The organism is Streptomyces sp. DSM 110735 (genome assembly GCF_016482685.1).
GTDB lineage: Bacteria > Actinomycetota > Actinomycetes > Streptomycetales > Streptomycetaceae > Streptomyces.
The window spans coordinates 95,570-107,302 of record NZ_JACYHF010000010.1 but is presented as its reverse complement, the minus strand read 5'-3'; the positions used below and the strand labels follow the sequence as shown (position 1 = coordinate 107,302).

Here is an 11,733-nt window from a genome sequence, read left to right as displayed (position 1 = left end):
GAAGTGACTGATTTCTGGAAGGTCATCGGCTCAAGCTCCGTCCAGGATGAGAGCGAGATCGACTCTGCCCTGGAGCGGATCTCCGGGCAGCTCAGCGTGATGACGCCCGATGCCTTGACTCGATTTGTTGAGCGACTTCGGGAGTCGCTCTATCGGATCGACAGGAGGGATCTGGCGGAGGTGCCAGTGGTGCTTGCCAATGGTTTGAAACTCCCGCAGACGAGCGACCACTTCCTTTATGCCCGATGCGCGTGCATCTTGGCGGGAGAAAGGGCGTACGGCGATGTCCTGAGTTCTGGTGTCGGATTCGATCGCTTCGTTGCGCCGTTTGCTCAGGAGGCTGAGGGGTTGCTCTACCTCGCGTCGGAGCAATACGAAAGGAAGACCGCCTCCAGGATGAACGTCGAGGGCTATTTCTCGATCGAGTCGAGGTCGAACATTCAGGGATGGGTCGACTGATCCCTGCTGGGATTTGATTTACCTGAGGACGTACTGAAGGCCCGCCGGAATGGTTCCGGCGGGCCTTCAGGGTCTTTTGACGGCAACCCGACAGCTACAAGAGGATGCGCGGAGGTGCACTGTCTAATTCAGGCGCAGGCGGCGGAGGGGTCCGAGGCCATCAGGGGTGGGACCATACAAACGGTAAGGACGCGGAATAACTCCATGCCGACATCGAATACGGATGGGCATGGTGAACCGGCTCACCCCTGCGGTCGTTGTGGCCGACTGCCGGAAGACCTGGAGATCAACTGATGTCCCTGATTCGCTTCGACTCGCTCAGCGAGGATCTGCTTGGGGCGCTCGTTGTGTCCGGATGGAGCGCAGGCAGGAAGGTTGATCCAGGTCAATGGGTCGTGCCGCTGGAGGGTGAAGGGTACCGGTCCCATCCATTGGCAGAGGAAATCCTCGCGGCGATGGGTGGGCTCTCGATCGAGCCGGTCAATCCAGTCGGTCCGAATTTCAGTAATGACGAGCCTTACAATTTCGATCCCCTCGCCGCTGGATCAGGGCGGCGTGGTCTAGGAACAGAGGTGGAGGGGCGTTCTCGGTGGGGACTTTTCCCATCGGTGAATGGCTCAGTTATTCCAGCGTGTTCGTCGAAGCTGGGGGGAGGGTGGTTGCTGCTGGCATGGGTTGGATTTGGGAGCTTGGTTCCACATTTGAAGACTCCCTGGAATTGGCGGTCTGTGCGAATCGCCCACTGATCTGTCTGTATTCCGATCCGGGACTCGATCCTTGGCCGACACCTGATTCTCGTTAGCCAATCTCGGCCGCGTAGAGCGTCGCCTAACGGGGCTTCCGGCCGAGTTGACGGCAACTGCTCTCGGAGCTTTGCTGCTCGGCATCCCATACCGAAATCCTCGCCTTAGCACGACACTCCAGCCCTGCTGCTTCGATGGGTGCCTCCTGAGGACGTGGGGAGCTTGCCCATGCACCACACGCAGAGGCTGGGGTCGGCCCACTGCCTGGTTGAACCGTCAGGAACCGGTGACACTGATCGTCCCTGACCCAGGGGCCCAACTCAGCCGACTGCAAGCAGGGGGTGATGCCGGCTAAGTAAGGGCATGGCGTGGTGGACGCGGACTTTGTGATCAGGGGCGCCAGCTCACCCGGTGTTCCGCCAGATGCGCCAGCACCGCATGATTCGCCTCCCACCCGTCAGGAAACTTCACCAGCGTGCCGAGCTGGACCGGTTCTGTGGAGGGGTAGTCGTCCAGGAGGGTGTCGACGCCGGCGCGGCAGACGACGACGCAGGCGTGGCGGTGGCGGGAGGCGAGGACGCAGAGGCGGCCGGTTTCGAGGTGGAAGGCGGTGGCGTCGGGGCGGCCGGAGAGGGGGTGGAGGACGACCGTGACGTCGTACTCGCGGCCCTGGAGGCGGTTGGCCGTGTCGACCGTGACGCCCGTCATGCCGAGGTCGGACAGGGCCGTGCGGATCGCCGCCGCCTGGTCGCGGTGGGCGGTGCCGACGGCGACGCGGGCGGCGGTCAGGGGGGTCGGGTCGGGGGAGCGTTCCGAGAGAGCCGCGCCGCCCCGGTCCAGCAGGCGGCGTACGACCAGGGCCACCGCCCGCACCGCCTCCGGGTCCGTGCGCGGGGTGTGGCGGGCAGGCAGCTCCAGCAGACCCCAGCCGGACTCCGCCGCCTCGTCGATCACCCGGTCCGGACCCGAGCCGTCCGAGGGCACCGCGAAGGACAGACGGCGGTCGCCGTGCCCGGTGCCGCTGCGGAACGGGGTGTACGGGTAGAACGCCGCCGAGACCAGCGGAGCCGCCGAGGCGGGCAGCCGCCAGGACACCGGCAGCCGGTGCTGCGGCAGCCGGGGGTTGTGCGCGAGGAGCGTGCTCACGGCCGACGCCGACGGGTCGTACGACAGCCCCGCCCACTGCTCGCCGCCCACGATAGAGAACGGGTCGAGCTGCCCCGGGTCGCCCACGAACAGCGCCCGCTCGAAGAGCCCGGCCACGGCCAGCAGCGAGTCCGAGCGCATCTGGTACGCCTCGTCCACGATCGCGTGCCGCCACGGCTCGTCCACCGTCACATGCGCCCACTTCGCGGCCGTGGACAGCACCACGGGGAGCCCGGCGAGGTCCGCCGCCTTCGCGGAGGCGCGCACGTTCGCCAGCGCGTCGAGCGAGCGGTCGTAGGCGTCGGCGTCGCTGCTGTGCAGACGGCCCACCGGCAGGTCGGGGTTCTTCTCCGCGAGCCGCAGCACCAGGTCGTCCACCTGCGCGTTGGTCTGCGCCACCACCATCAGCGGGCGCCCGGCGTCCGCGAGTTCGAGCGCCGCGCGGACCACGAGGGTCGACTTGCCCGCGCCGGGCGGGGAGTCCACCACCACGCCCCGCTCGGTGCCGTTGAGGGTGTCGTGGAGGATCGCGTCCGTGGCGCGCCCGGCGGCGGTTCCCGGATCGAAGTCCACCGTGGTCACAGCACGTCCTCCTCGGTCATGGCGTCCGGCGCCTCGGTCACGGTCCCGTCCGGCGGACCGCCGTGGGTCCACGGGGTGTCCTCCTGGTCGGGGAGCTTCGCCCCGCCCCGCTGCTCGTGCTCGAAGAGCGTGAAGCAGAGCCGGTCGCCCTTCTCCGGCACCGAACCCGCCTCGGGCTCCCTGCCCCGCCCCATCTTGTCCGTGATCCGCAGCACGAGCAGCCCCTCCTCGGGGTCGCCCTCGTATCCCGTGAACTCGGCGGACTGCGGCTTGCCGTTCAGCGAGCGGTACGCCTTCGCGCGCTCCGCCAGATGCGGACGGTCCTCGGTGCGCACGGTCACCAGCGGGCGCGGGCTCGGCCGCTTGCCCTCGCTGTACGCCATGACCACGTCGACGACCTCGCCCGCGAACGCCTCCCCGGCCAGCCGCCGCCCCGCCATCACCAGCGGATCGTCCAGCGCCTCCTGCGCCTCCAGACGGGACTGCTCGCGCTCGCGCGTGGCCAGCTTGTTCGCCGCCGTCACCGCGTCGTCCCGGCGCGGCTGCGGGGGCTCGCCCGCCAGCACCCGGTCCCGGTGACCGGTGAACGACCAGCGGTCCCGCGTCCACCGCTCCTCGACGTGCGCCCCCTCGGGCAGCGCCCGCAGCAGGTCGAGGCCGTCCCACACCGCGTCCCAGGTGGGCCGGGTGACCTGTTCCACCAGTTCGCGGATCCTGTGCTCGGCCCGGGTGACGGCGGCCGTGCGGTCCTCCGCGTCCACCGGGTCCTCGGCGGCGGCGAGGGCGGTCCGTGCGCGGTCGTACGCCTCGATGGCCGGGGCGAGGAGCTTGTTGTCGAACGCCGGGTCGGTGGCCGGACCGGCGGGCGGGCAGGTGAGCTGCCCCTGGGCGTCCCGCTCGCGCTCCGCGCGGAAGGCGGCTTCGGCGCCCGAGCCGCCCGCGGGCGGCTCGATCCAGGCGAGGAGGGCGCCCAGATGCTGGTCCTCCAGGCTGCTCTGCCCGGTCGCCCAGTGCCGGGACAGTACCTCGGTGAGCGCGAGCAGCAGCGAGGAGCCGGGCACGCGCGCCCGCTCGCCGTAGTGGGTCAGCCAGCGCCCGAGCAGCGGCACCCGGGGCGGCGCCGGGTTCGGCGCCTCCGGCTCCTGCTCGGCGGTGCGCCGGAAACGCGTCGAGCGACCCAGCAGGCGCACGTACTCCACGCCCGCCCGGCTCGGCACGACGAGCTGCGCCGCGTCCGCGCACAGGTCGACCTCGACCTTGACCCGCTTGCCGGTCTCCGGGTCGGTCTCGGTGCGCTCGGCCGCCTCCACCGCCTCGGCGTGGGAGTCGATGTACGGCAGCACGACGTCGGCCAGTTCGGCGAGGAACGCGAAGCGCAGGTCGCGGTCGCGCGGCTGGGGCACGACCAGCAGCCGCGGCGCGTCCCGGTCGGTGCCGACCAGCGCGCCGAGCGGGGCGCCCGCCTCACCGGAGGTGGTCAGCGGCACGAACACCAGCGGGCGGTCGGAGAGATGACGGTGCCGGACCGTCGTGAGCGGCTGTGCCACGCCGGTGCCGACTGCCTCCAGGCGGGCGAGGGTCGCGATCAGGGACACAGGGACACCTCCCGCGCCGCCGCCGCGTGCGCGAGCGCCTCCGCGCGCAGGGCGGCGGCCCGGCGCAGCGCGGCCACCGCCGGGTCGTCCGGGTCGCCGCTCTCGCCGCGCGCCGCCGAGAGGACCTCCTCCACCGTGCGCAGACCGCCCAGTTCGGCCCGCAGGGGTCGTCCGAGCCGGGTCACCGCGCCGGACGCGCGCGAGCGCTCCCGGCAGTGGAAGGCCAGTTCGCAGGAGGACAGACACTCCGGCGCGTACGTCGCCGGAACCGCGTCGACCGCCGCCGTCAGCTCCTCGGGCGTGCGGTCCGGGGCGAAGCAGGTGCCCTCCGGCAGGGTGTCGGCGATCTCCTCGATCCGGGTGAGCCGGGTCAACTGCCGTGCCGTCACCGCGCGCTGACGGCGCACGTCCACCGCGCGCGCGGTGGGCAGGTTGGAGAAGTCCTTCGGGCACACCAGCAGCACCTCGTGCCGTACCCGGAGCGCCGGGTCGAGCCGGGCGGCGACCTCCTCCAGGGCCAGCGCGTACACCGCCGACTGGCGGGCGGCCGCGCCCACCTTCGACGGGTCGGCCGAACCGTCCAGCATCGGGAACGACTTGATCTCCACGACCGTCCACACGCCGTCCGGGTGCACCACCACCGCGTCCGGCTCCAGGTACACGGGCGCCCCCGCCACCTCCAGGGTGAGCATCGGGTGGTCCAGGAGCGTCCAGCCGCCCGCCTCCGCCGCCTCGCGCAGCGCCAGTTCCGTACGCGCCGTACGCCCCTTGGGACCGTCGGCGGTCAGGTCGGGCACGGCGGCGCCCGCCGGGGGCTCGGTGGCGGGGTCGAAGCAGGCGTGCGCGAGGCGCAGCAGCTCGGCGCCGCGGTCCGCCTTCACGCGCGCCTCGAAGACGTTGCCCCGGATCAGGGCGAACTGGGACTGGCCGTAGTCCGAGGGGGAGCCGAGACCGGTCGCCAGGCGCGCCTTGTCCACCCCGGCGCCGTCCAGGATCGCGCGGCGGCTGCAGCCCGGGTTGGACGCGAGCGCCGCGAGGGCGCGGGCGTCCAGGGGCTTGGCCGGAACCTCGGGACCGCGCAGCTCAGCGAGCCGGTGCCGGAGTGCCGTCGCCCGCTCCGCTGGGGGAGGCGTCCGGTCCTGCCGGGGGATCGACCCGAGACTCGCGCTGCCGTGGAATTCGCTCACCCGCGGAAGTCTGGCATCCGCCACTGACAACGGGGGAGAGAACACCGGCCGGAGCCGCCCCGGCGAGGCTCAGCCGCGCCTTCACCGCGTCCGCCGCGCGCAGCACGTACGGCGCGAGCAGCAGCCCGGCGCCCATCACCGCCGCGCCTGCCACCGCGTCCAGCAGATAGTGGTTGGCGGTGCCCATCACCACGAGCGCGGTGAACAGCGGATAGATCACCGCGCCCGCCCTGGCCAGGGGTCCGCGGCCGTAACGCCACAGCATCACGCCGCAGAACAGCGCCCAGCCGACGTGCAGGCTCGGCATCGCCGCGTACTGGTTCGTCATGCCGCCCATGCCGCGCGGGGCGCTCGCCTCGCCGCCCCACCAGCCGTACGAGCTGTAGTACGCCATGGTGTCGGTGAAGCCGTGCCCCGGGTGCAGCAGGCGCGGCGGGCAGGTCGGCAGCAGCGTGAAGCCGATCAGACCGATGAACGTGGACGTCATCAGCCAGGTGCGCGCCGCCCGGTAACGCGCCGCGTGCGAGCGGAACAGCCAGACGAGTATCGCGGGCGTGACCAGGTAGTGCAGCGAGGCGTACCAGAAGTCCGCGGGCACGCCGAGCCAGGGCTCGCGGGTGAACAGACGGTTGAGCGGGTGCTCGGCGTCCAGGTGCAGCAGTTGCTCGATCCGCAGGATCGCCAGACCGTGGTCCACGGCAGAGGAAACGTCCCCGCGCGCGAGGAGCCGGCCGGCCGAGTAGCAGCCGTAGACCAGCAGGATCAGCGGCAGTTCGGTCCACCAGCGCAACCGGGGTCGCGGCGCCGCCTCGGTGCCCGGTGTCTCGGTCTGCCGCATCCGATCGCCCTCCCCCTTCTGTGCCCCTGCGCGTACGGCCTGTGCCCCTGCGCGTACGGCGCCCCCGTCGGGCGCCGTGACACTTTACGTGCCGGTCTCCGCCCCGCGGGGGCGCTTCAGCCCTGGAAGACGCCGTCCTCGCCCGCCGGGTTGCCCGCCCCGCCGGTGCGCGATGATGGAGGGACCTGGGCTGTCGTTACCCCGGCGGCCACCTGGCATTCCCTTCCCGGAAAGGTCTCCCATGGCACCGCGCATCCTGCTGGCCCGGCACGGACAGACGGCCTGGTCGCTGTCCGGCAAGCACACCGGCAGGACGGACATCCCCCTCCTGGAGGAGGGACGGCGCGGCGCCAAGCTCCTCGGCGAGCGGCTGCACCGCTCCCCGCTGGGCGGGCTCCCGCACGCGGAGGTGCGCACCAGTCCGCTCGTGCGCGCGAGCGAGACCTGCGAACTGGCCGGTTTCGGCGAGCGCGCGACCACCTGGGACACGCTCATGGAGTGGGACTACGGCGCCTACGAGGGGCTGACCCCGGCGGAGATCCACGCCGACCGCCCCGGCTGGCTGATCTGGCGCGACGGGGTGCCCGGCGGGGAGAGCGTCGCGGACGTCACCGCGCGCGCGGACGAGGTCGTCGAGTGGGCGCGCTCCGCCGACCGCGACGTCCTGGTCTTCGCCCACGGTCACATGCTGCGCTCCATCGGCGCCCGCTGGCTCGGTCTGCCCCTGGACTTCGCCGCCCGCATCCGGCTCAACCCGACCTCGCTGTCGGTGCTCGGCTGGGCTTACGGCGAACCGGCGATCGAGAACTGGAACGACGTGGGGCACCTGGTGGGCTGACGGGCGCGGGGCGACGGGCGCAGGGCGACGGACGCGGGGCGGCGGGCCCGGGTCGGCGGGCTCCTCCGCGCGCGGGGTGGCGTACTTCGCGGAAGGCGGCCGTACGCGCGCGTGCCCGTGCGCTCAGACCTGCCGGGGGCGCGGCACCGACGCGTGGCGTTCCAGGAACTCCGACACACCGGACGCGCGCCGGTGCGGCAGCAGCACGCGCGCGGTGCCCGCGAGCATCGTCTGGATGCGCGAGGACTGCACCTGGGCGAGCAGTTCCAGCACCCGCAGTCCGGCGGAGGCTGCCTCGTCGGGGCGGCCGTCGCGGGCCAGGTCGTCGGCGAGCTCCGCGGTGTACAGCGCGATGTTCCGGGTGAAGTGCGGGTCCTGGAGGTCCGCCGCGCGCCGCGCGTGCCGGGCGGCGCGCCACCAGTCGCCCAGCGTCGACCAGCACTGCGCCTCCAGACCCGCCAGCTCGGCCTGCCCGTAGAAGCTCATCCACTCGGGGTCGGTGTCCGACTCGCCCCGCGCGAACAGCGCCTGCGCCCGCGCCATCGCCTGACGGCAGCCCGCGCGGTCCGCGAGCCCCGCCCAGCCGCCCGCCTCGCGCAGCGCGAGCAGCGACATCAGCCGGGGCGAGCCCAGCGGGCGCGCCGCACGCTGCGCCGCCTGCGCCGCCCGCACCGCCTCCCGGGGGCGCCCCGCGTCCCGCGCGAGGAACGCCGTGTTGCAGAAGGCGTGCGCCTCCAGAGCCGCGTCGCCGGTCATCCGGGCGGTGGCCAGCGCCTCCGCGTAGTGCGAGCGGGCGTCGTCGAAACGGCCCGAGTCGTGGGCCAGCCAGCCGACCGAGATGGCCAGTTCACCGGCGCCCGAGTGCAGCCGGTCGGCGGTGGACTGCCGGGTGGCGCCCGCGTCGAGCAGCTCGTAGGCGAGGCGCAGCGGCTGGGCGGCGTGCCGGTACAGCCCGTCGGCGCCGTGCTGGTCGTCGAGCACCCGGATGCGGCGGACCGCCTCCTCGACGGCGGCTGCCTCCGTCGTGCCGGGGCGGCGCGGTGTCCCGGCCGCCGAGGCGTCCGTGGTGAGCCCCAGGGGGCCCAGGGCGGCGGCGGCCATCGTGGCGCCCCCGCCGGTCATGAATGCGCGACGCAGCACGTCGCTCTCCTCGTGGTTCAGTGGGTCGTTCTCGTCCGGCTCGTCCGGGCGGTACGGGTCGTGCGGGTGCGGGTCGTACAGGCGCGGCCGGTCGTACGGGTGGCCCCGTGGCTGCTCCCGCGCGGCCGGCGCCGGACCGGACCGCTCCCTGGCGGGAGCGGCCGGACGTGCCGCCCGCCCGCGGACGGCCGAGCGCGGCGCGAAGCCGAGGTCGGTCAGGGTGCGGCCGGGGAACATGTGCAGGAACACCCGCTCGTACGCGTAGTTGGGACAGCGGATCTCACCCGCCTCGACCCTGCCGACATAGCGCGCGTCACAGCTCACCCGCTCCCCGATCTCGCGGGCCGCGCGCCGTACCAGCGCGGCGAACTCCGCGGGGGAACGGCGGCCGCGCAACTGCCGGAAGGCGGTGTTGGGCCGGGGCGGCCGGTCGGGCTGCGCCGAGGTCTCGGTTGACGACGCCATGGCGGTCCTCTCGTACGAACCGTCGAACCGTGCCCGAGCCGGGGCGAATTCGGGCAGAGCTGCCCGGACGACACCCTGGTTCCGGCGGGCACGAACGTACCGGCTGTGTCCGGCCCGACACGCAGTGTTTGGCTACAAAACGGATATCTCATCCACGATCTGCCATGAACTGCCATCCTTTGCGGCACACTTGCGCCGTAGCCGTTGACGGCATCGCGCGTTGTACCCCATGGACCGCAACGGGGCAGCGTGTGGAGGCCGGCATGGAGACCAGCCAGAACAACGAACCTTGTACGGCGCCGACATGGTCACGGGCGCCGGGCGACGCGGGGTGCGACCTGGTGACGGTGCCGACCCGGCAGGGGCTTGAGGCAGTGGACATCCTGCGCCGGGGCGCGGTCGCGGCGGTCGGCCCGGTCCTGCACGACGACGGCCGCGACACCCTCGGCTTCCTGGTCCCGGCCGGTACGGCGGCGGGCTGGGACCTGCCGGGCAGCACCTGCGTCCGCACCGAGGGCCGCGGTCTGCGCCTCACCCCCGACCCCCCGCTCGCGGGCTCCGACTGGCTCCTGCCCCCCGACGACGGCGACCCCGCCACCGACCCGGCGGTACTGCGGCGGGCGCTGGGGGAGGCGGCGCGGTTGATCGAGGCGGCGGACAGTTGCCGGTGACGGAGCGCTGCCGCTGAGCTTGGCGAGAGGGGTCGACTGCCGTTCACCGCGCGGCCGGGGTGAGCCGGTCGGTAGCGGCCTTTCGTCGGGAGATCGAAGGCGAGCCGGACAACAGCGACCGTTCGCCGGGAGGCCGAGGTGGACTGCCGAGCGCCGCCGGGAGGCTGGTGGGAGCCATCTGCGGCTGCCGCTCCGGGGCGGTCGGCAGGAGGCATCGCTTGCCGGTTCGGGCGCCCCTGAGCGGGGTCCGCCGCCGCGTAGGCGTCGGGGCAGGGCTGCGCCGCTCGCCGCCCCGGGTGTCGCTGACCGAAGGCTGCCGCCGCGTCGGCGTCGAGGTCGGTCGGGGTCGCGCCGCCCGCCGCTTATCCCGCCGCCGAGGCCAGTCGGGGTCGGTGGCGCCGCCGTCGATCTGCGGCCCGGGCGCGTCCGTGCCGTCGTGGTCGCCGCCCCCCGGGGCCCCGTCCGGCGCTCCCCCGTGTCACCTGCGAGAATGGGGGGATGGGCAGGGCCAGGAGCAATCGGCGCGGGGCGTCCGCCGAGGCTGTCGTGGAGGCGGTCGACGGGGGGCTCGCCGAGCTGATCCCGGACCCGGACCGCTCCCGCGCCTGGACCCTCCTGGTCGACGGCGCGCCCCAGTCGCACGTGGACCTGGACGACCCGGCGCATCTCACCTTCGAGTACCAGCGCCGCATCGGGCACGTCATCGACCTCGCCGCGCCGCCCGGCAGGCCGCTGCGCGCCGTCCACCTCGGCGGCGGCGCCCTCACCCTGGCCCGCTACGTCGCCGCGACCCGGCCCCGCGCCACCCAGCAGGTCGTCGAACGGGACGCGGCGCTCGTCCAGTTGGTCCGCCGGGAACTGCCGCTCGACCCCAACTCCCGGATACGGGTGCGCTCGGCCGACGCCCGTGAGGGTCTGGCGAAGGTGCCGGACGGCTGGGCCGACCTGATCGTCGCGGACGTCTTCAGCGGCGCCCGCACCCCCGCCCACCTCACCTCCACCGAGTTCCTGGACGAGGTCCGCCGCGCCCTGAGCCCCTCCGGCATCTACGTCGCCAACCTCGCCGACGGTCCGCCGCTCACCCACCTCCGCGGTCAAATAGCCACCGCCGCCGCCCGGTTCGCGGAACTCGCCCTGATCACCGACGCGGCGGTCCTGCGCGGCAAGCGCTTCGGCAACGCGATCCTCGTCGCCGCCGACACCCCGCTCCCCACGGCGGAGTTGACCCGCCGAGCCGCCTCCGACCCCCACCCCGGCCGCGTCGAACACGGCCGCGCCCTCCTGGACTTCACCGGCGGCGCCGCCCCGGTGACGGACAGCGCGGCGGTGGCGTCACCGGCTCCGCCGTCGGGAGTGTTCCGCTCCAGGTGACCGCTCGGTCTCAGGGGTTTCGCGGCGGCACGGTGTCCCGGTCGACGCGGGTCGGCGGAGTGACCGGCAGGGTTTCGAGCGCGGGTTCGTCCAGCAGCAGTCGGGCCGTCTCCGCCGAGCAGCCGACGTAGGTCGACAGCAGGTCGTAGTCGGTGGTGACCACCCAATCGCGGTCCCGCGGCCACCGGAACTCCGGTCCACTGTCCCCGACCGCGTCCCGCACCGCCTCCCGCACGCTCGCCAGTTCCGTCAAAGTCCCGGTACGGACGAGTGGTTCGTCCTCGCCCCAGAGCAACGCCGCGAGATCGTAGGCGAAGTGGACCGGCTGGTCACCTGACACCTCGGCGAGCACGCGGGCGAGCGTCCGTCGGCTGCCGCTGTCGAGCGCGCCGGACTCGGCCGTCCAGAGCGGGTGTTCCGCACCGTCGTCCGCGTTCCGCAGCCAGTGGTGGGACAGTTCGGCGCAGAAGGGGACGCCCGAATCCTCGGCCCACGCCCGCCAGGTGCGGTCGTGACCCGATCCGTCCGTCGCCTCGAAGCGGTGGAAGATCCGCACGTACGCCTCGAACCCGCTCGGCACCAGCTCGGACACCACGTGCCCAGGACCGGGCTCCGGGCGGCCGAGCCGGTCGTGGAGCCAGTCCAGCTCGGTGCCGTCGTACGTCCAGGGGCGCGTCTGCGTCATGGCGCCATTCTCG

10 protein-coding genes are annotated in these 11,733 nt (G+C 73.0%); 4 read left to right on the top strand and 6 right to left on the bottom strand.

The window, feature by feature from the left end; translation table 11 throughout:
* The first annotated feature begins 3 nt into the window (after positions 1-3).
* Positions 4-459, top strand: a complete 456-nt coding sequence (locus IF655_RS17620; RefSeq protein WP_199585764.1) for a DUF4240 domain-containing protein — start codon at positions 4-6, stop codon at positions 457-459.
* 1,133 nt (positions 460-1,592) lie between these two features.
* On the opposite strand, the gene IF655_RS17610 is transcribed toward IF655_RS17620, so the two are convergent.
* Genes IF655_RS17610 through IF655_RS17595 form a run of 4 tightly spaced genes read right to left on the bottom strand, consistent with a single transcriptional unit; the run spans position 1,593 to position 6,550 of the window.
* On the bottom strand, positions 1,593-2,930 hold the full coding sequence (locus tag IF655_RS17610; protein WP_199585762.1) for an AAA domain-containing protein: 1,338 nt from the start codon (positions 2,928-2,930) through the stop codon (positions 1,593-1,595).
* Positions 2,927-4,525 (bottom strand): hypothetical protein, encoded by a 1,599-nt coding sequence (locus IF655_RS17605; RefSeq protein WP_199585761.1) that lies wholly within the window; start codon positions 4,523-4,525, stop codon positions 2,927-2,929. Before IF655_RS17605 ends, IF655_RS17610 begins: the two co-directional genes overlap by 4 nt.
* On the bottom strand, positions 4,516-5,676 hold the full coding sequence (locus tag IF655_RS17600; protein WP_199585867.1) for a hypothetical protein: 1,161 nt from the start codon (positions 5,674-5,676) through the stop codon (positions 4,516-4,518). Before IF655_RS17600 ends, IF655_RS17605 begins: the two co-directional genes overlap by 10 nt.
* Entirely contained in the window at positions 5,609-6,550 is a 942-nt protein-coding gene (locus IF655_RS17595) for a phosphatase PAP2 family protein (RefSeq protein WP_199585760.1), read from the bottom strand. Before IF655_RS17595 ends, IF655_RS17600 begins: the two co-directional genes overlap by 68 nt.
* A 241-nt stretch (positions 6,551-6,791) precedes the next feature.
* On the opposite strand from IF655_RS17595, the gene IF655_RS17590 reads away from it, so the two are divergent.
* Positions 6,792-7,388 (top strand): histidine phosphatase family protein, encoded by a 597-nt coding sequence (locus tag IF655_RS17590; protein ID WP_199585759.1) that lies wholly within the window; start codon positions 6,792-6,794, stop codon positions 7,386-7,388.
* 123 nt (positions 7,389-7,511) lie between these two features.
* Here IF655_RS17590 and IF655_RS17585 read toward each other — a convergent pair whose 3' ends face one another.
* On the bottom strand, positions 7,512-8,993 hold the full coding sequence (locus tag IF655_RS17585) for a hypothetical protein (RefSeq protein ID WP_199585758.1): 1,482 nt from the start codon (positions 8,991-8,993) through the stop codon (positions 7,512-7,514).
* A 263-nt stretch (positions 8,994-9,256) separates the two neighbouring features.
* Here IF655_RS17585 and IF655_RS17580 point away from each other — a divergent pair, with 263 nt between their 5' ends.
* Both IF655_RS17580 and IF655_RS17575 read left to right on the top strand, forming a co-directional pair.
* Positions 9,257-9,664, top strand: a complete 408-nt coding sequence (locus IF655_RS17580) for a hypothetical protein (RefSeq protein WP_199585757.1) — start codon at positions 9,257-9,259, stop codon at positions 9,662-9,664.
* A 498-nt stretch (positions 9,665-10,162) separates the two neighbouring features.
* The gene (locus tag IF655_RS17575) at positions 10,163-11,035 is read left to right on the top strand and encodes a spermidine synthase (RefSeq protein ID WP_199585756.1); all 873 of its coding nucleotides are present in this window, start codon (positions 10,163-10,165) and stop codon (positions 11,033-11,035) included.
* Positions 11,036-11,045: 10 nt separating this feature from the next.
* Here IF655_RS17575 and IF655_RS17570 read toward each other — a convergent pair whose 3' ends face one another.
* On the bottom strand, positions 11,046-11,720 hold the full coding sequence (locus IF655_RS17570) for a hypothetical protein (RefSeq protein ID WP_199585755.1): 675 nt from the start codon (positions 11,718-11,720) through the stop codon (positions 11,046-11,048).
* Positions 11,721-11,733: the final 13 nt, after the last annotated feature.